The sequence below is a fragment of the Rhodobacter maritimus genome (assembly GCF_058747975.1).
In genome coordinates, this window is the sequence record NZ_CM179095.1 from 2996327 (window position 1) to 3017571 (window position 21245).

Consider the following 21245-nt stretch of genomic DNA (forward strand, 5'->3'; position numbering starts at 1 on the left):
CTTTCAAAAATCGTGAACGGTATCCTTGTCGAAGCGTCGTCTTCCGATACCACCCCACTTGCCCCCATGCGGGACGAGACGCTTTTGCTTTATGCCCCGGTTCCCTTGTATCCGAACCCGGATGGCGGCTTTCTGCTGGAAGATCAGGCCTGCAATGGCCTACGCCTTTGGGCCGAGAACTTCGCGAAAATCATTGTGATGTTCCCGCTGGCGGCCGAACTCCCGCCGCCGAACTGGGTTCCGATCGAGTTCGTTGGGGCCAGTCTCGCGCGAATCGAGATTGTGGCGCTGCCGATGGCCTATCGTCCCGATCAGTTCCTGCGTGCTTTCCGCACGACACGGCGCAAGATCCGTTCGCTGATCCAGCGGGCCGACCTGATGTCCTTCTCGATCGGCGGGCTTTTCGGTGACTGGGGGTCGATCGCCGGGTTGCAGGCCTTCTTCATGCACCGCCGCTTTGCCGTCTGGACGGATCGCGTCGAATCCGAGGTCACCCGCCGCACGATGCATTCCGGCCCATTCCGCCGCAGGCTGCGGGCGCGCCTGACGCACCGCCTGATGGCATGGTATGAGCGCGTCCTGATCCGCCGCGCCGCGGTGGGCATGTTCCATGGCCGCGACACCTTCGAAGCCTATGCACCCTACTGCGTGAATCCGCAGGTGGTGCATAACGTCCATGTCACGCATGAGGATCACATCCCCGCCGAGATCCTGAACCGCAAGATGGCGGATGCCCGGCACGGGCCGCTGCGGATCTGCTATGTCGGGCGGGTCGAGGCGATGAAGGGCCCCTATGACTGGCTGGCCGTTCTGGCCGGGCTGGCCGCGCAGGGGGTCGATTTCCGCGCCGTCTGGCTGGGCGAGGGCGAGGATCTTGAACCGATGCGCGCCCGCCTGAACGAGATCGGCTTGCAGGACCGTGTCGATCTGCCCGGTTTCGCGCGCGACCGCACCGAGGTGATGGAGCATCTGCGCAGCGCGCATGTCATGCTGTTCTGTCACAAGACCCCGGAATCGCCGCGCTGCCTGATCGAGGCGCTGGTCTCGGGCACGCCGATCGTCGGCTATGAAAGCGCCTTCCCGAACGATCTGATTGCCGGGAACAGTGGCGGCATCCTGACCCCGCTGGACGATGTGGATACGCTGACGAAAGCGCTTTGCGCGCTGGATGCCGACCGCGCACGTCTGGCCGATCTGTTCGCGCGGGCGGCCCGCGATGGCGTGCCCTTCGACGATGAAAGCGTGTTCCGGCACCGCTGCGAAATCCTGCGGCACTACCTGCTTGAGGCGCCCGAACGCGTCGCCGGAATCGCCACGACCGTCATCAACCAGCCGCCGCCGCAGGCAAGCTGACCGTCCAGCCGGTCGCCGGCCCGGAACGGGCCTGCGGACCCGGTGAAGCACGCGTCGAACCGGCCCGCCGCGAGATCGGGCACGATCTGCATGGCAGAGAACTCCAGCACCTGCCGGCTGAGCGGATATTGCGCCTTGTAGGCGGCCTCTTTCGCGCTGAAGATCAGCCTTGCAAGGCCGCCCCGGTCCGGCGCCGGCTGCGCTGCAAGCCAGTCCCGTTCGGCCGGGATCAGGATCGCGTCCCGCAGATCCTCCGGCAGGGCCGCCCCCTCTTCCAGATCGACGCCCAGGCTTTGGAACCGCGCCGCATGCGCCACCACGGCCAGACAGGCCGAGGGGATATGGCTCAGGCTTCCGACTATTCCTTCGGGCCACAAGGGCGCGCGGTCAGGGCCCATCGGCACCGCCGCAGGCGGGGCGCCCAGGACGCGCAGCGCGGTGCGGATCGCGGCGCGCCCGGCGGCGAACTCACGCCGCCGGGCCGCAACCATTCCCGCCATGGCGGGGGCCTCTTCGGGCCAGACCGGCGGCGGCGCGATCCGGGGATCCACCACCGCCAGGGCAACATCGCCGGGCAAAAGCGCCCGGGCGACGCGCGCCAGTTCGGCGATCATCCCGACTGCGTTTCGCGGTTCATCCGCATCGCGCGGCGGCGCGACATCGCCTCGGCCCGGTTTTGCTCTTGCGCGGCGCGGGCGGCCTGTTCGGCGGCCGTATCCTTCGGCCGGTCGTCCAGATGCGCGGCAAGCGCCTGCAAGGTCGGGAAGCGGAAGATGTCGGTGATCGACAGCCGCGTGGCGCCCAGCTTCTCGCGGATTTCACGATGCGCCTGAACTGCCAGAAGCGAATGCCCGCCAAGCGCGAAGAAGTTGTCGCGCGATCCGACCTGTGTCACCCCCAGGACCCGCGCCCAGATCTCGGCGATGCTTTGTTCGACATCGTTCTCGGGCTTCACGAAGGTTTCGGCACGCGCCGCCCCCGTTTCGGCCGAAGGCACGGGCAGCGCCTTGCGGTCGACCTTGCGGTTCGGCGTCAGCGGGAATTCGTCAAGCGTGACGAAATGCGCGGGCACCATGTATTCGGGAAGTTCCGCCGCAAGGGCCTCGCGCATCGCGGCCTCGGGGACGGGCTGCGTGGTGGTGACATAGGCCACCAGCCTCAGGTCGCCGGGCTGATCCTCGCGCACGAGGGCTACGGCCTGCCGCACGCCGGGCACGGCCTCCAGTTGGACCTCGATCTCGCCCAGCTCGATCCGGTAGCCGCGGATCTTGACCTGATGGTCGGCCCGCCCGATGAAGTCGATCCGGCCATCGGCACGGCGCCGGACCAGATCGCCCGTGCGATACATGCGCGCGCCCCAGGGCGCGGCCGCGTCCGCAGGCACGAAGGGATCGGGCAGGAAGCGTTCGGCCGTCAGATCCTCGCGCTGCCAATAGCCGCGCGTGACGCCATCGCCCCCGATATACAGCTCTCCGGGGACGCCAAGGGGCACCGGCTCGCCCGCCTCGTCCAGCACATAAAGCTGCGTGTTCGAGATGGGCAGGCCGATATTCACGATGCCTTCGCCGCCCTGCGCCGTCTCGGTCGAGGACCAGATGGTGGTTTCGGTCGGGCCATACATGTTCTCGATCGCGGCCTTGCTGACCGAGTTAAGGTCAGCCACCAATGCCCCCGAAAGCGCCTCGCCGCCGATCATCAGCTGCCTGACCTTGCCGAGCGCCAGCCGCGCCTCTTCATTCATGGCGATCATGCGCGCCATGCTGGGCGTGCATTGCAGGTGGGTCACGTCATGGCGCACGATCTGGGCGGCCAGCGAATAGTCGTCATGCGCGGGCCCTGTGCCTTCATTGGCGCGCTTGCGCACCTCGGCCAGCGGGTAAAGCCCCTCCATGACAGTATCGGCGGCAATGCCGTAATCGATCAGGCAGGCGATCTCGTCCACGCCGATCCGCTTGAGCTGCTCAACCCGTTCAAGGCAATCCTCGACCGTGCCGAACAGGCCCGAATCCTCGAAATACCGCTGGAAGGCGAATTCGAGGATGCCCTCAAGCTCTTCGGCATTCAGCGACTGGATGTCGATCTCGGCCGGGTTCGAAATGCCCTTGGGCTTCTTGAAGGCCGGGAACGCCCAGGCATATTGCTTGATCAGCCCCGCAGCAGAACGCAGGTAGTCTTTCATCGGGCCACGCGCGATCTTGCGTGCCAGTTCGCGGTCGCGCGCCACATAGGTGTGCAGCATCAGCGTGACCTTGAAATCGGCCGGATCATGGCCAGCCTCGCGCAGGGCCGCGTGATAAAGCCCGATCTTTTCGGCCACCTCGTCGATTGACTGCCCCAGAAGGTGAGTCAGAACGTTGGCGCCGGTCTTGCCTGCATCGATCCAGGTTTGCGGGTTGCCGGCCGTCGTCACCCAGATCGGCAGCTCCTTCGACACCGGGCGCGGTTGCGTGACCACATCGAATGTGCCCTTCTGGGTGGGGAAGGTCACGGCCTCTCCCCGCCACAGGCGCCGGATCTGCTCGGTCGCGTCAAACAGCGCCTGGCGGTTGGCGGGGGGCGTATTCTCCGGGCGAAGCACGAAATCGTCCGGGTGCCAGCCCGAGGCGACAGCCAGCCCCGCGCGCCCGTTCGTCAGGTTGTCGATCACCGCCCATTCCTCGGCCACGCGGGCCGGATGGTGCAACGGCACCACGCAAGAGCCCGCGCGCACACCGATATTCTTCGTCACAGCCGCAACGGCCGCCCCGGTGACCGAGGGGTTCGGATAGGGGCCGCCGAAGGCGTGAAAGTGACGCTCGGGCGTCCAGACGGCGCAGAAGCCGTGATTGTCGGCAAACTTCGCACCTTCCAACAGAAGCTCGTATTTCTTCGGGCCGACGCCATCGTCATTACCCCAGTAATAGATAGAGAAATCCATCTTGCGGTCGGACATCTGCAACCGCCCGCCCGACACCATCGCCCGGTCCTCATCGCCCGCCAGGACCAGCCGGAAGCCGCGCGCTAGGGTATAGAAGATCTCCAGCACCGAGATGTCGAAAGACAGGCTGGTGACGGCAAGCCAGGTTCCCGGCGGATCGTGCGGGATGCGCGCATCCATGCCGTGGAAGAAGTTCGCCACGTTGCGATGTTCCACCATCACGCCCTTGGGCCGCCCGGTCGAGCCCGAGGTATAGATCATGTAGGCAAGGTCGGCTTGGCTCACGCCGCTGTCGATATCCATCTCGGAGGCGGTATTGAGCCGCGGATCGGCGTCGATCACCAGAACCTTGGCGGTATGTTCGGGCAGATCGTCAAGCAGATCTTCCTGCACCACGATGACCGGCGCGGCGCTGTCTTCGATATAAAGCTGGATGCGGTCTGCCGGATAGGCGGGATCCAGCGGCACATATGCCCCGCCCGCCTTCTGGATGGCCAGCGCCGCAACCACCAGATCGGGCGAGCGACGGGCGCACAGCCCCACCAGCGTGCCCGGCCCCACGCCCATCTCCCGCAGCACATGGGCCGCGCGGTTGGCACGCGCATTCAGCGCGCCATAGCTGATCGTCTCATCCTCGTGGATCAGCGCGGTCGCCTCGGGATGCTGTGCCGCGCGGGCCTCGAAGAACTGGTGCACACACAGGGTGCGCTCCGGCGTGGCCTTGGTCTGGTTCCACTGATGCAGCACCGCCTCGCGCTCGGCCGCGGGCAGGATCGGCAGGCGGCCAAGCGGCTGGGTGTCCTCTGCGGCGCCGGCCAGAAGTTCCAGTCGCGCCACCAGCATCTCGATCACCGGGGCGGGAAGGCGCGCGGGATCGTAGATCAGGCGGGCGCCGGCATCGCTCAGCGCGACGGTCAGCGCGCTGCCGGCAAGCGGCTTATCCGCCCCGAAGGACAGCGCGACCTGCGGCACGGGAAGCGCGGAAAGCGCCGGATCGCGCGCGACAAGATCAAGCGCGAAGGCGGGATAGCGCCGCGCCTGTTCGGCACGCGCACCGAATTCATCGGCCAGATCGGCAAAACTGCGTTCGGCCGCACCTTCGCCGCCGAAACGGACGGGAACCCAATCGCTCAGATACCCCGAGGCGGCGGGGGCCGCCGCGTCGCAAAGCGCCAGGTCCACAGACTCACGCCCGGCAGAGCGCGCGATCCACGCCGCGATCAGGGTCAGAAGGCGCGCGCCATCGGGATTGCCGGGAAGCGACAGGGCGCGGGTTTCATACCCGGCCGCCGCACCGGCCGGGCCGGCCAGGGGCAGATCCGCCAGGTCGAGCGCCAGAAGCGCCTTGCGCACCGCGCCCTCGCCCGGCGCAACGGCGGCGATCGCATCGCCAAGCGCCTTGGCCGCGGCCGCGTCCATCGCGGGCAGGATATCGCCCGCCTTCACCAGCCCCTTGGGTTTCAGCGCGGCCCCCGACATGTCGGCCAGCCGGGTCAGGCGCAGCGCCCCGTCGGCGGCGGCCACGGTCAGGCTTTCGGGCGTCACCTCAAGAACCGTGCCGGGCGCGGCGGACCCTTCGGCGGCCTCGGCCCCGCGCGCAAGTATCACCCGGTCGGCCAGGGCCAGTTTCGGGCAGGCCAGCGGGTTGCGGTAATCGCCATGATCCAGCGCATGCACAAGGGCCAGAAGCTCGGCCACGGGGCGCGCGAAATCCAGCCGCGCGGCGGCCTGCGGCCGGTCGGCGCGGGCGAAATACCGGCGCCCCGCCAGATCCTGCTTCACCGGGTTTAGCCGGGCCTCTCCGATCCCCTTCACCAGCGCGGCGAAGCTTTCGATCGCGGCCTCGTAGCAGCGGGTATTGACCGTCAGTGCGGTATCGCCGGGCGCCAGATCGAACATGCGCTGTTCCAGGATGTCGCCTTCGTCGATCCCCCCGCCGATCATGTGCCAGGTGATGCCGTGGCGCGGCTCGCGGTTCAGAAGCGCCCAGACCGGCGCGTTCAGCCCCGCATAGCGCGGCAGGGGGCCGTCATGGAAGTTGACCGCCCCGGCCCCCGCGCGCGCCAGAAGCGCATCGGGCACCAGCGATAGGTTCGCGATCGAGAAGAGCCAGTCGAAGGACAGGTCCGAAAGCCGCCCGGCATAGCCGTCGTCCTGCGCCTCGACCCGCAGGTCGCGCCCTTTGGCCCAGGCCCGCACCTCGGGGTTGCGGGTCACGACGGCACGCACCTCATGGCCCTGATCGAACAGGATTTCGGCGCATTGAACCAGAAGCGATTCATTGCCGATGAGGATACAGGAAAAACGGTTCATCTCTTACTCCTAAGGTATTCCGGCCAGGTCAGTGGCTTTTGGGCCCCGATGCCATGGCAGCGGACGAAGACAGCGATCGCGCGCGAACCCAATGGGTCATCAAATCACGAAGGAAATGTGGCGGATCCTCGGAATTCCGGCGACTGACAAGGTGTCGCAGGCGCCAGATGACCCCACCCGCAAGATGGGCGAAGGTGGCCAGCGTCGCATAGCCCCGCCCGTGGTTCTTGCTGAAATAATACTGGCGCGAATCCAGCCAGTAGCCAGGCACGCGATGCCATTTCTTCATTCCGGTCGAGACCGAGCCGATATGCATCACGCGGCTGTCGCGCAGATAGACGATCGGCCAGCCCGCCAGATGGGTGCGGCGGCACAGATCGGTTTCCTCGAAATAAAGGAAGAAGGTCTCGTCAAAAAGGCCGACCTGGTCCAGCGTCTTGCGGCGCATCATCATGCTCGCGCCCGCCAGCCAGTCCACCGCGACATTTTCCTGCGGCACGGGCAGCGCGACGACATGGCGCGCCAGCAGCCGGGTGATCGGGCCGGTGCGCGCCGCGCCCTCGAACTCGCTGGCGATCGAGGGGAAGCGGAAGGCGGTGGTCTCGATCTCGCCGTCCTCGTTCAGGATTGCGCTGCCGACGAAGCCCACGGCGGGATTGGCATCAAGATAGTCGACCAGAACGCGGATCGCATCGGGTTCAGGGAAGGCGTCCGAGTTCAGGATATAGACGTAGTCGGGCGCGCTGCCATCGGGCAGCCCGGCACGGATGCCGAAATTGTTGCCCGCCCCGAAGCCGCCGTTATGGCCCGATTGCAGGACACGCACCCGGCCATCCTTCGTCCAGCCGCGTTCTTCGGCCGCGGCAAGGATCTTCTCGTAAGAGCCATCCCCGGAATCGTTGTCCACGATGGTCAGGCTTCCCGGGATACCTTCAAGCGCCACCAGCGCCGCCTCGGCGGATTTCAACGTCATCTCGGGCGTGCGGTAGTTCAGGATGATACTCAGCAGGTTCGACACGGTTTCGACTTGTCCTTTTGCTATTCGGCCGCCTCTGCGGCCGGCGGAACCTCGGCCGTTCCGGCCTCGGCCCGCTCGATGCAGGCTTTCATGCGGGCTGCCAGAACCCGCACATTGGGCTCCAGCACCATGGAATCGTGATTCCCCGGCACTTCGATGACCTCGACACCGGGCACGAGGCGCGTCCAGTCATTATCCTCGAAGACATAATCACGCTCGGCGTTCACCCAGCGTCCGCCGCCCACCTTCCAGCGCCTGTCCAGCGGCGGCCGGAACAGAACCATCGGCCCGTTCCACCCGCGCAGATCGTAAAGCGGCAGCGCGCCGCGGAACGCGGCCTCGATCGCGGCATTGTGGAACTGGTTTTCCGGCAGGGGTTCAGCCTCTTCGAAACGGGCGCGCAAGCGGCCCATTTCCCATGCGGCGCGGTTGCGCACCCATTCGCCGAAATAGCGCAGGCCGCCCTGGCGGATTTCCTGCGCCTTGATCAGCATCCGGTCCCCGCGCGACAGGGGCGGCGCAACCGGCAGGGGCGTGTCCAACATCACCAGAAGGCTGACGCTTTCGCCCGCGGCCTCAAGCTGATGCGCCATCTCATAGGCGGTCAGCCCGCCGCCCGAGAAACCGCCCAGCATATAGGGGCCGTGCGGCTGCACCTGACGCAGTTCGGCGATGTAATCCGTCGCGGCCTCGGCCAGCGTGGCATGCGGCGCCTCGTCCCCGTAAAGCCCGCGCGCCTGAAGCCCGTAGAACGGGCGGTTCGCGCCCAGAAGATGCGCGAGATGGCGCAGGTTCAGCACATTGCCGAACATCCCCGCGACAAGGAAGAAGGGCTGGCCCGGCCCGCCCTCGCCCTCATGCATGGCGACCAGATGGGTAAAGCGGCGGGCGGGTGCCTTGGGCGCGGCGCCCTGACCGGCGGCTTCGCCGGCGCTGTCGGTCGCGCCGCCCACGCGTTCGGCGATCAGCGCCGCGCAGCGCGCGATCGTCGGCGCCTCGAACAGGACCGAGATCGGGAATTCGGTGCGATAGGCCTTCTTGATCATCGAGAACAGCCGCACCGCAATCAGCGAATGGCCGCCAAGGTCGAAGAAGCTGTCCTCGACCCCGACCTGATCGACGCCCAGAAGCTCTTCCCAGAAGCCGACCAGCGTGCGCTCGATATCGTTGCGTGGCGCGACATAGTCGTTATCGAGCTTCGGCCGCTCGAACTTCTGGCCCGCGCTTTCCTCGGAGGCCATCCCCTCGCCGGCCTGCTGCGCCAGCACGTTCAGATCAAGCGAGGAAACGACGATCTGCGCCCGCCCAAGGGCAAGCGCGCGCCCGAAGGCCTCGGCCCCCTCGGCGGGCAAGATGCCTTGCGACAGGTTGTGCATCAGCCGTTCTTCGACAGGCGAAAGCGGCTGCGCCCCTTCGGCCGCGCCGCCATCCTCGTCGAACTCGACCGCGCGCGGATCGGGCGGCGTGGTGCGGGCAAAGCCTTCGCTGCTGTCCAGCCGCCGGATCGAGAAACCCTCGACCTCGGCGCAGATGTTGCCCTTGGCATCGCACAGGGTGATGTCGAAGGTGGCAAAGGGCGCATCGGCACGGTTGTCCCCGGCATTGCGCACCCAGCTGAACACCTCGGCGGGCAGCGGCCGGTGCACCCGCACACGGCGATAGGAGACCGGCACCCACAGGTGCGACGGCTCATATCCCGCGATCAGATCCATCGCCCAGCCCGTCGCCAGATCCAGAAGCGCCGGATGCAGAAGCCAGCCCGCGTCGGGTTCGCCCGCGAACGCATCGGGCAACTTGAGGCGCGCGATCCCTTCGTCCTTGCCCAGATCGAGGCTGCGCAGCACGCGCCAGCGGGGGCCGAAGTTCAGATGCTCTTCCTGCGGCGAGCGGATGCCACCGGGATCGTCGGGCAGCGACCGCACCGTGCAGCGCGCCCGCACGGCGGCAAGATCGACCGTCGCCGTGCCGCCCCCCTTCTGTGCGCCAAGCGCGATACTGGCCTGGGCGCACAGCTCATGTCCGCGCCGCCCGTTCAGCAGGCAATCGCCGCGCAGCTCGAAGGCATACCCCTCGTCGCTGCGCGCAAGGCGCACGCGCATTTCACGCGGGCGGTCGTCGGCAACGTGGAAGGGACGGAAGAAATACAGGTCGTTGATCTCGAACGGCCCGGTCTCTCCCTGCGCGGCAAGCGCCTCGGCCACCAGTTCCAGACTGGCCGTGCCGGGCAAAAGCGCGTCCCCCGCCCTGGTGCGGTGACCATCCAGAACCCAGCGGTCGGTCACCCGCAGCTCGGTGCTGAACACCCGGTTGCCACGCGCATCGAAACTGGCCTTATCCAGCATCGGCTGGCCCGCATCGCGGACCGGGGCGGGCGGGCGACGCCCAAGCCGCGCGGATACCGCATCGGCGGCCATGCCGACCTCGTTCCAGATGCCCCAGTTGATGGCGATAACGCGGGTGCGCCCGCCCTGTCGGCTTTTGGCATAGGCGTTGAGATATTCGTTCGCCGCGACATAGTCGATCTGGCCGATCGGCGCCGTCACCGTGCTGGTCGAGGAGAATAGGACCATCAGGTCCAGATCGCCATCGGCAAACAGGCTGTCAAGGATCTGCGTGCCATGGATCTTGGGCGCGAAGACCTCTTCGATGCTGGCGGCGCTTTTCGTCATCAGGGGGCCGTCATCGACCATCCCGGCCGCATGGATCACCGCATGCAGCCCGCCAAAGCGCGCGCGCACGTTCTCGATCACGGCGCGCATGTCCTCGACGTTGCAGACATCGGCCGCGACGGTCATCACCTCGCCGCCGATCTCTTCAAGATGCTGCACGGCAAGGATCCGGCGCGAGACCGGATCGAACGGATCATGCGCGCGCAGCCATGCCGCACGCTCTGCGGGCGCGGGCAGTTCGCTGCGCGCCAGCAGCACCACCCTGGCGCCGCGCTCGCGCACCAACCGTTCGGCAATGGTCAGGCCGATGCCGCCGAAACCGCCCGTCAGCAGGCAGACGCCGCCTTCGCGCAACTCCTCCAGCGGAGCCTTGTCCGCCGGCGCTTTCAGCGCGACGGGCCGGAATTCAAGCGCGAACCGGCGGTCACCCCGCCATGCGGCGATGCGCGCCTCGGAACCGTTTGCGGGCGGTTCCGCCAGAAGATCCTCAAGCAGTTGTTCGGCAAGCCGGTCCAGCGCGCCGCCCATCGCCCGCCGGCCCGCGAAGGGATCGGTCAGCGCGCGCAGCGCCTTGCCGCCGAACAGCCGCGCATCGGGGCGCGGCAGCGCGACATCGACCAGCGTGCAGGACACGCCCGGCATTTCCCGCGGGATCACCCGCACCGGCCCCATGACGGTGGCCTTATCCGGATAGGGCAACGCCTCGCCATGCAGCTGCGCCGCCCCCGAGGTGACGGCGGTGATCTGGATCGGGCGGGGCAGGTTCTCGTCCGCGATGGCCTGCGCGAGGAACATCAGGCTGTAGAAGCCCTGCTCCTGGTTGCGGTGGAAGAAGCTCGACCCCGGACGGAAGCTTTCGTCCCGCGTCACCAGCCAGAAATGCGCGATCCGCGCCGGGGCAAGCCCGCGCGCCACCAGATCCTGCACAAGCTGGTCATAGCCTTCGCGGCCCCGTTCCGGCGACAGCGTATAGCCCATCTCGCCTGCGCGCGCGAAGGCATCGCCCGCGCGCACCTCGACCACGCGATGCCCGCCGTCGCGCAGCCGCGCCACCAGACGCGAGCCAAGCCCCGCCTCGTCGACGAAGATCAGCCATGTGCAGGGCTCTTCCAGGACCGGGCGGCCATCGGCATCGGGCAGGAAATCGGGCAGGCGCGGGCGCCAGACCGGCGCCCAGCCCCAATCTTCCAGATCCTCGATCCGGGCAAGGGCGGGGGCCTCGGCGGCATGGCGGCTTTTATCGCGTTCGACGAAATAGCGCTGCCGCTGGAAGGCATAACCGGGAAGCGGCAGGCGGTTGCGCCGCGCCGTGCCCCAGATCGGGGTCCAGTCGACATCGACACCCGTCGCCCAGAGCCGCCCCAGAATCCCGATGAAATAGACATCATCGGCAATGTCCTGTTCGGGGTGGCGCAGCGCGCTCATCACCTGCTGGGCGGGCACGCCATTGGCCTGCGCGAGCGAGCCGAGCGCCTTGCCCGGCCCGACCTCAAGATAAACCCGTTCGGGTTCCTGCATCAGCGTGGCCATGCAATCAGCGAAATTCACCGAATTGCGCAGGTGCCGCACCCAGTAATCCGGATCGGTCGCCTCGACCTCGGTGAGCCAGGTGCCGGACCGGTTCGACACGATCGGAATGCGCGGCGCCGACAGCGTGATCGAACGCAGGTAATCCCCGAACTGCTTCAGGATCGGCTCGAGCATGCGCGAATGCGCGGCGATGTCGATCTGAATGCGCTGACATTCCACATCCCGGGCGGCAAGGCGCGCCTCAAGCGCATCGAGCGCCGCCTGCGGCCCCGATACCACGCACAGCCCCGGCGCGTTGACGCTGGCCATGTCCAGATCCGCGCCCATCAGGGGGCGCAGGTCGGCCTCGGGCAGCGGCACGCTCAGCATGCCGCCGGCGGGAACGGTATCGAACAGGCGGCCGCGCAGATGCACAAGGCCGATGCAATCCTCGAAGGACATCACGCCCGACAGGCAGGCGGCGGTATTCTCGCCCATCGAATGGCCGACCAGCGCGGCGGGCGACACGCCCCAGCTCATCCACAACTGGGCAAGCGCATATTCGGTGATCATGATCAGAGGAAGCTGGACCGACGGCTGCTTCAGCTTTTCGGCTGCGGCCTCCTGCCCGTCCGGCTCGGGCAGCCAGAGCGCGCGGATGTCGTAATCCAGCCTGGGTTGCAGGATCCCAAGCCCGCGATCCATCCATTCCTGGAAGACCGGCTCGGTCTCGTAAAGGTCGCGCGCCATGCCGGCATATTGCGCGCCGCCGCCGGGGAACATGAACACGACCTCGGGCGCATCGCCCACGGGTTCGTGGTTGAAGACCCGGCGCGGATCGTTGCTTTCCAGAAGGGCGATGGCCTCTTCATGGGTTTCGGCCACCAGCACGCGGCGCTTCTGGAAGGCGCGGCGGCCTTCCTTCAGCGTATAGGCGATATCGGCCAGCGGCTGATCGGGATTGTCGCGCAGATAGCCCGCAAGCGCCGCCGCATTGGCATCCAGCGCCGCGCGCGTGCGTCCGGAGACGACCAGAAGGTGGAACGGCCAGTCCGATTCCTCGGAGGGCGCGCGGGACGGCGCCTCTTCAAGGATCGCATGGGCGTTCGTCCCCCCCACGCCAAGCGAGTTGACCGCACCGCGCCGCGGCCCCTTGTGCGACACCCAGTCGTTCAGCGCGGCATTCACCCGGAACGGGCTGGTGTCGAAATCGATCGAGGGGTTGGGCGCCTCATAGCCGAGGCTGGGCGGGATCTGCCTGTTGTAAAGCGACAGCGAGGTCTTGATCAGGCTGGCCACACCGGCCGCGGTATCCAGATGCCCGATATTGGTCTTGACCGAGCCGATGCCGCAGAAGCCGGTCTCGTCGGTGGTTTCGCGGAACGCCTGCGTCAGGGCCGCCACCTCGATCGGGTCGCCCAGATAGGTGCCGGTGCCGTGGCATTCGATATAGTCGATCGTGTCGGCGGTGACGCCGGCGGCGGCATGCGCCGCGGCGATCGCGGCGGCCTGGCCTTCGACGCTGGGGGCAAGATAGCCCGCCTTGGCGGCCCCGTCATTGTTGACCGCGCTGCCCTTGACCACGGCCCAGATATGGTCGCCATCGGCAATCGCATCCTCAAAGCGGCGCAGCACCACCGCCCCCGCGCCCGAACCGAAGACGGTGCCCTGCGCGCGGTGATCGAAGGCATGGCAATGCCCGTCGGGCGACAGGATCTCGCCTTCCTCGAAGATATAGCCGCGCGCATGCGGCAGCTCGATCGTGACCCCGCCCGCAAGGGCCATGTCGCATTCCCCGGACAGAAGCGACCTGCACGCGTAATGCAGCGCCACGAGCGAGGTGGAACACGCCGTCTGAAGGTTGATGCTGGGGCCCTTGAGGTCGAAGATATGGCTGACGCGGGTCGACAGGAAATCCTTGTCGTTGCCGGTATGGCGCAGCAGGAACATGCCCACATTGTCGACCAGATCGCGGTTCGAGCAGATGTTGAAATAGAAATAGCTGCCCATGCCGCAGCCCGCGAACACCCCGATCGGGCCGGGGAACTTCTCGGGCGGGTGGCCTGCGTTTTCCAGCGCCTCCCATGTCACCTCAAGGAAGCGGCGGTGCTGGGGGTCCATGATCGCCGCCTCTTTCGGCGACAGGCCGAAGAACTCGGCATCGAACTCGTCAAAGCCCTCGAGGATGCTGGAGGCGGGCACATAATTGCGGTGGCGCATCTTCTCGGGGCGCTCGCCCGCGGCGATCAGCTCTTCCTCGCTCAGGTGCCGGATCGATTCGACCCCGTCGCGCAGATTCGACCAGTATTGTGCAAGCGTCCGTGCGTCGGGCAGGTGCGCGGCCATGCCGACAATCGCAATATCGTTGTTCCCCGCTTGCGGGCCAGTCGTTGTGTCTAAATTTGCCAAGGTCTTACTCAAAAAAACACGATCAGGATCCAGGGGAAGAAATTAACGAGTTTTAATGGCAATGGATAGGGGAGCACGGCAATCGCCAGAGCAGATCGTGCCTTTTCGCGAAACAATTATCCCAAAAGACAGGGATCCGCCGCATCATTTGCCACAAAGCGAATGACGCTAGGTCAGCTTTGCCGCCGCTGACTGGCGCGGGCCAGATGTTCGGCCCTGCGCGCGAACGTCTTCTCAAAGACATGGGCGTCGGCGAAGGTGCGGGCGCGTCCTGCCGCGGCGGACAGCTCACTCCGCGCGTGATCAAGGCGCTGCACGACGCGCGCGAGCGCCGGCGCGTCCCCTGTCGGAACCGCCCAGCCCGCATCGGAATGGCGGACGATTCCCATGAAGGCCTCATTGCCGTAGCCCGCGATCGGCACACCGCAGGACATGACCTCCGGATAGGTGCTGGACGGGTCACCCTGCGGATGACAGCACAGGAAAAGATCGGTTCGGTCGCGCAGTTGCGGCACCCATCCGGTGGCAAAGTCGAGAACACCGCGCAGCGCGACACGGTTCTGCAACCCCAGGCTGCGAATCTGCTCGGACAGCGCAACTTCAAGCGGGCCGGAACCGAAGATGTCGAGCGTGTAATTCACCCCGATTCGTGACAGCTCCTGCGCCACCAAGGGCAGCTCCAACACCCCTTTCATCGCGATCAGCCGCCCCCCGAAGACAAGCCGCAGCGGTGCGCCGGACAGGATGCCGGCGCTTTTTGCGACAAGCGCCTCGGGGCGGATGACCGCATCGCCGCGCACCCGGTTGTCGAAAAACAGCAAGGCCTCCGGCGTACGGTCACGATAAAGCTCGTAGGTGGGGGTGCCACTGCACTGGATCCCCGATGCAAGGCGCAGCATGGCGCGACGGATGCGTTCCGCCTTGCGCACCCACAGCTTGCGGCGTACCCGCAGCAACGGGTTTCCGACCTCGGCGTCGATGATCTGGCACTCGGTGTCGGGCGAATATTCACTGGTGAACACAAGCGGCACACCGATTTTCTTGCACAGGTTCGTCACCCGCGCCTCGAAGGGCGAAAGAAAGGCCAGAACGACCGCGGCGCGGGACAGCCTCGCCGCCAGATCGGTCCGTGCAACCGGCCTTTCCTCCAAGGCGACATCACCTTTTCCAGGCATCACCTCGACATGGTCCATGTCGCTGGTGCGTTCGTCGTTCACCTCGATCAGAGAGGTGACGCGCCCGGGCCAGAACCGCGCGAATTCTGCCGCGCCATCGAGATATTTCTGCGTCAAAACCAACCCACCATGCGGGCCGCGCTGCCCCTTCAACGCAGGCAGCAGGATCAGTTCGCCCTGCGTTTCCGGCACCGGGGTCATGTCATCTTTCCGATCATCCGCTGCAACTCGGGCAGATCGACCCGGAACCCGCCTGGCACCAGCGTACCGACGACGAAACCGAACGGCATGTCCATCCGGTCCGCGAATTCCTTGTAGGCCATCGCGAAACGGTTCGGCGGTTGCAGCACCAGAAAGGCCCCGTCATCGGCCATCGAATAGATCACATGCGACAGGTGGCTGCCCTCGACACTGATCACGAGCCCGGCCCCAAGCGTGCGCCGTGCAACCTCGGGCACCGACAGAGCGGAGGGTTCCACGATATCGAACCCCGCACGCGCCAGCATCTCTTCCAGTTCGGCCTCGTTTTCGATCAGCCGTCGCACGCCGGTTGCGCCACGCTTGAGATAGACCAGCGGCCTCTGCTGTCCTGCCTGCGCGGGGAAGTGCCGCCTCAACCGGTCGCGCAGCGCCCGGTAGCGCGCGAGCTTGAAGGAATTCTGCGCGAAATCGGTATAGACGATCAATTCGCCGATCCGGGCATGGCGCAGCCGCTGCGGGCGCGGAAGGTCCAGAAGCGCGCGGTATCCGCCTTCGTCCTCGTAGTTGCGCGTCACCATGACGGCGGTCGGCGCATCTTCCTCGGGGATCATCCCGAGGGGCATGTCGTCCAGCAGGAAATTCCCGAAATAGTTGCTGCCCGCGAAATTCGACACGATATGCACGGTTTCAAGATGCCGGCAGGGTCCGAGGGTCGTGTCGAACAGGCGTTCCTTGCCGTAGCCGTGGCGCGACTTGGCGCCGCCGCGATAGATGAATGCCCCCGCGATCGCCGCATTCCCGATCCGGTGCGCACGAGTGGCCGCGTGTTCGATTGGGTCACCACGGATCAGCCCCTGCTCCACCTCCCATTTGCGCCAGGGTGACAGGTCGGTGATGCGCTCCAGCGCGCCATCGGGATAGATCGCGGGGCGCGTCGGGGCGGTTTCCTCGGGGCAGATGACCCATTCCCGCTCGGCCACGTTGCGCACATCGGGCGAACGGCCCCGGAAGATCCGGTGCCCGCCCCATTGCAGCATGGGCCAGTTCACGCTCATGATCCGCGCACGATCTCGATGATACGCATCTGGTCGCTTTCCTTCAGGTCGGGATAGATCGGCAGACACAGGATGCGCGCCGCCGCATCGCACGCGACAGGTAAACCGCCGGGGGCCGCGGAAGGAAGGTCACGATACATCGGCAGGTCCGAGATCAGCGGGTGGAAATAGCGCCGCGCAAAGATGCCTGCCGCGCGCAGCCTTTCGATCAGCGCGGTGCGGGACAGTGGATAATCCGGCCCTAGCAGGATCGGAAAGGCATAGCTGTTATGGCCCGAACGCCCCGGAGGACAAACCAGACGGAGCCCCGTGACGTCGCCAAGCCCCTCGGCGTAACGCGCAGCCACCTGCGCGCGCGCGGCGATTGCGGCATCGACATGCGGTAGCAAGGCAAGCCCGGCAGCGGCGCCAAGTTCGCTCATCTTGGCATTGATGCCTGCCTCGGGGATCGTGTCTTCGTCCTCGATTCCGAAATTACCCAGCCGGTCCAGCGCCAGCTTGGTCTCGCGGTCGGGGGCCACGATGACGCCGCCCTCGAACGTGTTGAAAACCTTGGTGGCGTGAAAGCTGAGAACCGACAGGTCGCCCGCGGTGCAAAGCGGCCCCTGCGCGGTGCGCACGCCAAAGGCATGGGCGGCATCATAGATCAGCGCAAGCCCGTGGCGCCGCGCGATCTCGGCAAGGGCATCGGTTTCGCACGGCGTACCATAGCAATGCACGGCAAGAATGGCCTGCGTGCGCGGAGTGATCCGGCGCTCGACCTCGGCGGGGTCAAGGTTCAGCGTCTGCGGGTCGATATCGGCAAAGACCGGCTCTGCCCCGGCCCACCGTATGACATGCCCGGTGGCCGCGAACGAGAAGGGCGTGGTGATGACCTCTTGCGTGACGCCCTTGTGGCGCAGAGATAGCAACAACCCCAGGGTCGCGTTTGCCACAACGCTCAGATGTTCGGCGCCCAGATATTCGGCAAGGGCTGCCTCGAAGCGTTGCAAAAGCGGGCCGTTATTCGTCAGGATGCGGCTTTCCCAGATTTCCTGCAATAGCGGCAGGAACGCTTCCATCGGCGGCAGGATCGGCTTGGTAACATAGACCGGAGGTTGCCGTTGCATGGTGGCCTTTCGAAAAGCGCTCTCAGGAACCCAATGCGTACCGCATCCGGCACGCCACCAATTCACCACTCAATATCAAGAGCATGCACCGCAAAACGGGTTGCGTAAAGCGCCCAGATCGTCCTCTGCGGTGCAGAAAAGCCCTGTTTATCCTATGACAGTCCGTGGTCGTGGGGGGGCCTCGGGCAAAGGTTCGATTCCGCTTGCGCGTGTGACGCGCCCGGCACGGAGCGCCTCGGCATAACCCAGAATCGCACCGGCCATCAGCCAGGTGAAGGGAATAAGCGTGGCATTGGGCAACAGATCGACCATATTCGCCGCCAGGATCAGCGCGATCACCCCGGCATAGGGCGACAGAACATTCGCATGGCTGCGTGCCTGCATCGCCAGATATACAAGCGGCAGCGCCAGAAGGCCGAATTCCATGATGTAGCCGACCCAGCCCAGAAGCCCGATCACGATGATCCAGCGCCCGTCCGGCACGGTCAGGCTTTTGCCGGTTTCGGGGTCGAAGACCATGTTTCGTCCGTATCCGCCCCAGCCGAACAGGGGCTTTTCGCTGGCACGCTCCAAAAGGACGGCCTCGTTGTCGAAGCGGAATTCAAGCGACTGGCCGCGGGCCGCATCGAAGGCGTAAGCACGCTCGACCATATCGTCGACGGGGATCAGATCCGCGCCGCGCAGCATCGGATAGGCCACCACGATCAGCGCCAGCACCGCGGCGACACGCACCTGCACCGTCGGCTTGACCACCAGCACAAGCGGGATCAGCCCGATGGCATAGATCACCGGCCCAACGCTGCGGCACAATAGCAGGATCGCCGCCAGCCAGAGCACGATCAGGATGTGCCGCGGCCTGTTATCGGCCGGCTCCAGCCGCGCAAGTGCCACCGCCGATACCAGCGTCATCAGGACCAGGAACGCGACCCAGAGCCCGTGATAGAGAAACACGATCGGACGGAAGCCACCAAAGCGCACCATCTGCTCGAACGAGTGCTGGAAGAAGCCGTAGATCCAGATATTGAGCTGTGGGCTCAGCCGCGCCTCGATCACGATCGGGACCGAGTAGATCAGCCCCGCGACAACAAGCGCGATCAGGATCTCGCGCATGGCCTTTTCGTCCGACAGGAAGCGGCGGCCAAGAAAGAAGGGCAGCAGGAACAGCAACTGGTTGATCATCACCGACAGCGCATCCCTGATCGTCATCCCCGGCAGGTAGACGACACCGAAGGTGACGGGCTCGGGGTTGGTCAGGACGGTTGCGACCGGACTGACGACAATCAGCACCATCAGCAGCTTGCCAAGCGCGACCTCTGGCAGGATGGACACCCGCTTGCCCAGCATCAGCACGCAGGCCGCAAAGGCCGAAAGGTTCGGGATCGTGGCCTTGTCCAGCGGCGGAAGCAGGGGAAGGTCGAAATTCACCAAGGGCGGCAGCAGCAGATACCCGCCCAGGATCGACCAGATCAGCGCACGCTCCAGCGGCATGCGTGCGAACATGACAAAGGTCACGATCGGCCAGATCAGCAGCATCAGGAACGAAAGGGCGTTGGGCATCGTCTCGGGTCGCTCTCGGGTTGCCGGTCCTTGGCGGGTTGCGATCTGACCGGGGACCGAGCCGCCATGACGTTCCGGTCCCGGTCAGGTTGTTACCAGAAGAACACCCCTGTTGCACGGTCTTGCGTGGAAAACGGCAGCAGAGATGGGTTTGGCTTGACCTAGGAACGCCACGGAAGCAGTTATGTAGCACGTCGCAGAGAGATGGCAGCGCGTCAATGCCTCCGGTGGCCGGGTTGTCGAATCTTCGCGTTGTCTCACCCGCTCTGACAGGGAGCGCCCAACAGTTGAACCACGCAAGCCAAGTCAGTGATTTCGGCACTCCGGTCGATCCGACGGGGATTTCCCCGACCGAGCCGGACTGGAGCCGTGAAGCCGTCACGAAACTCTGGGATCCGGGGCGGCGCCTCTTGCGCTGCATCCGTCGTTACCAGGCATTGCGCGGCAAGACCGGACCGCTGACCTATCTGCGGCGCAAATACTGGACCGCCCAGCACATGTTCTGGAGCACGGTGACCCAGTGCGAGATCCAGCTTGAAACCCGGATCGGTGGCGGATTGCGGCTGCAACATCCCAACGGGATCATCATCCACCCCGATGCGGTGATCGGGCCGAACTGCATGATCTTCAACCATGTCACGATCGGCATCGGCAAGGGCAGCAAGGTGCCGGTGATCGGCGGGCATGTCGATATCGGGGCCGGTGCGCGCCTGATCGGCGGGATCACCGTGGGCGATCACGCAATCATCGGGCTGAATACGGTCGTGCTGCGCGACGTGCCGGCCCATGGCGTGGCGGTGGGCGTTCCGGCCCGGATCATCCGCATCGGCCGCAACGCCCCGCGCAGCGAGGTCTAGGCCCGCTCAGACCAGGGCGCGCAGATAGGGCAGCCGGCGCATGATCGCCGTGGCGATCGAAGCAAGCGTGAACACGACGAAGATCCCCAGGAAGGTGTTCTGGCCAAATCCCGCGAAGTGATACCAGATGGCCATGAAGAACGGGTGGATCAGATAGATCCCGTAGGCAAGCGCACCCAGCTTCTGGAACGAGGTCGACTTGATCTCGTATTTCCATGCGAGAGCGAAGATCAGAACGGCCAGCACATAATGCGCCGGCCAGTACTCCGCCCCGCGCAGCCATGACAGAACCGCCGTCGCAACAAAGAACGCTACCGGCGCCCAGGCAACGCGGAACCTGATGCCGAAGGCCAGAAGCAGCCCATACAGAAACGGCGGCAACCCAAAGGCCCATTGCGCTAGCGGCACGACCAGATCGCCCGTGTCGTGCAACCACATCACCGGCATCGACACAAGAAAGGCCAGCACCGATCCGACGATCACCGAATTGCGGTTGCGCAGCACCTGCGGCGCCACGATGGCAAAGCCCGACAGCACGAAGATGAAGGGCAGGAACCACAGATGGATGCTGGGGCCCACCAGAAGCGACCAGGGATCGGTAATCGTGAACAGGCTGCGCAAATCGCCCGACTGCGCCACCAGAAGCAGCTTGTAGAACGCAGACCAGAACAGCCAGGGCAGCAACAGCCGCGACATCCTGCGCGACAGGCGATACCGGCGGCGCGGCACCCTAGGCGCGCCCTCCTGCGTCCGGCGCGCGCGTTCCTCGTAGAAGCGCACGGACAGGAACGGCACCATCATCAGGAAGATCGCAAGCGCGGCATAGCCGATCGCGGCGATCGGCTGGGGGTTGAGCATATGGGCCCAAACAATGCCGAAAGACGCAACGAAGCGGAGCAGATCAATGGAATGGCGATGCGTTCCGCTAATGGACGTCATGACTCGGCGCTTGTTCTTGATGCGGGTTGTCGTAACGGAAGAGGGTGGCCGGCACAATCTTAAACGGCTGTTTTCTTGCGCAGCTGCGCCATCAGGTTGTTTTCGGCACTGTCATCCGGCCAGAATCCGCCAAGGCGGGATACCCGGTGCGCCGGCCCACCACG

General features: G+C 65.7%; 11 protein-coding genes. 2 read left to right on the forward strand and 9 right to left on the reverse strand.

The window, feature by feature from the left end; all coding sequences use genetic code 11:
- Positions 1-12: 12 nt before the first annotated feature.
- On the forward strand, positions 13-1353 hold the full coding sequence (locus tag AC4PTO_RS15120) for a glycosyltransferase (protein ID WP_492729852.1): 1341 nt from the start codon (positions 13-15) through the stop codon (positions 1351-1353).
- On the opposite strand, the gene AC4PTO_RS15125 is transcribed toward AC4PTO_RS15120, so the two are convergent.
- The 8 genes from AC4PTO_RS15125 to AC4PTO_RS15160 all read right to left on the reverse strand — a co-directional run bounded on the left by AC4PTO_RS15125 (position 1275) and on the right by AC4PTO_RS15160 (position 19285).
- On the reverse strand, positions 1275-1967 hold the full coding sequence (locus AC4PTO_RS15125) for a 4'-phosphopantetheinyl transferase family protein (RefSeq protein ID WP_492729853.1): 693 nt from the start codon (positions 1965-1967) through the stop codon (positions 1275-1277). The two genes, AC4PTO_RS15120 and AC4PTO_RS15125, sit on opposite strands and share 79 nt — an antisense overlap.
- The gene (locus AC4PTO_RS15130; protein WP_492729854.1) at positions 1964-6583 is read right to left on the reverse strand and encodes a MupA/Atu3671 family FMN-dependent luciferase-like monooxygenase; all 4620 of its coding nucleotides are present in this window, start codon (positions 6581-6583) and stop codon (positions 1964-1966) included. Before AC4PTO_RS15130 ends, AC4PTO_RS15125 begins: the two co-directional genes overlap by 4 nt.
- A gap of 28 nt (positions 6584-6611) precedes the next feature.
- Positions 6612-7601: a glycosyltransferase gene (locus tag AC4PTO_RS15135; RefSeq protein WP_492729855.1), complete on the reverse strand. Its 990-nt coding sequence runs from the start codon at positions 7599-7601 to the stop codon at positions 6612-6614.
- Positions 7602-7621: 20 nt separating this feature from the next.
- Positions 7622-14125 carry a type I polyketide synthase gene (locus AC4PTO_RS15140; RefSeq protein ID WP_492729856.1) on the reverse strand — a complete coding sequence of 2168 codons (6504 nt, stop codon included), beginning with the start codon at positions 14123-14125 and terminating at the stop codon, positions 7622-7624.
- A 236-nt stretch (positions 14126-14361) separates the two neighbouring features.
- The gene (locus AC4PTO_RS15145; RefSeq protein ID WP_492729857.1) at positions 14362-15564 is read right to left on the reverse strand and encodes a glycosyltransferase; all 1203 of its coding nucleotides are present in this window, start codon (positions 15562-15564) and stop codon (positions 14362-14364) included.
- Entirely contained in the window at positions 15561-16619 is a 1059-nt protein-coding gene (locus tag AC4PTO_RS15150) for a glycosyltransferase family 61 protein (protein WP_492729858.1), read from the reverse strand. The genes AC4PTO_RS15145 and AC4PTO_RS15150 overlap by 4 nt, the downstream gene beginning before the upstream one ends.
- The gene (locus AC4PTO_RS15155; RefSeq protein WP_492729859.1) at positions 16616-17728 is read right to left on the reverse strand and encodes a DegT/DnrJ/EryC1/StrS family aminotransferase; all 1113 of its coding nucleotides are present in this window, start codon (positions 17726-17728) and stop codon (positions 16616-16618) included. Before AC4PTO_RS15155 ends, AC4PTO_RS15150 begins: the two co-directional genes overlap by 4 nt.
- A 147-nt stretch (positions 17729-17875) precedes the next feature.
- Positions 17876-19285 (reverse strand): hypothetical protein, encoded by a 1410-nt coding sequence (locus AC4PTO_RS15160; protein ID WP_492729860.1) that lies wholly within the window; start codon positions 19283-19285, stop codon positions 17876-17878.
- Positions 19286-19572: 287 nt separating this feature from the next.
- On the opposite strand from AC4PTO_RS15160, the gene AC4PTO_RS15165 reads away from it, so the two are divergent.
- Positions 19573-20142 carry a serine O-acetyltransferase gene (locus AC4PTO_RS15165; protein ID WP_492729861.1) on the forward strand — a complete coding sequence of 190 codons (570 nt, stop codon included), beginning with the start codon at positions 19573-19575 and terminating at the stop codon, positions 20140-20142.
- Positions 20143-20148: 6 nt separating this feature from the next.
- Here the strand turns inward: AC4PTO_RS15165 and AC4PTO_RS15170 are convergent, their stop codons facing one another.
- Positions 20149-21000, reverse strand: coding sequence for an acyltransferase family protein (locus tag AC4PTO_RS15170; RefSeq protein WP_492729863.1), 852 nt, complete (start codon positions 20998-21000; stop codon positions 20149-20151).
- Between the last annotated feature and the right edge of the window lie 245 nt (positions 21001-21245).

Coding starts and splice junctions, on each gene's coding strand:
- AC4PTO_RS15140 (WP_492729856.1), bottom strand. CDS start 14,125: ATGGCCGCGCACCTGCCCGACGCACGGACGCTTGCACAATACTGGTCG.
- AC4PTO_RS15160 (WP_492729860.1), bottom strand. CDS start 19,285: ATGCCCAACGCCCTTTCGTTCCTGATGCTGCTGATCTGGCCGATCGTG.
- AC4PTO_RS15155 (WP_492729859.1), bottom strand. CDS start 17,728: ATGCAACGGCAACCTCCGGTCTATGTTACCAAGCCGATCCTGCCGCCG.
- AC4PTO_RS15130 (WP_492729854.1), bottom strand. CDS start 6,583: ATGAACCGTTTTTCCTGTATCCTCATCGGCAATGAATCGCTTCTGGTT.
- AC4PTO_RS15150 (WP_492729858.1), bottom strand. CDS start 16,619: ATGAGCGTGAACTGGCCCATGCTGCAATGGGGCGGGCACCGGATCTTC.
- AC4PTO_RS15145 (WP_492729857.1), bottom strand. CDS start 15,564: ATGACCCCGGTGCCGGAAACGCAGGGCGAACTGATCCTGCTGCCTGCG.
- AC4PTO_RS15125 (WP_492729853.1), bottom strand. CDS start 1,967: ATGATCGCCGAACTGGCGCGCGTCGCCCGGGCGCTTTTGCCCGGCGAT.
- AC4PTO_RS15170 (WP_492729863.1), bottom strand. CDS start 21,000: ATGCTCAACCCCCAGCCGATCGCCGCGATCGGCTATGCCGCGCTTGCG.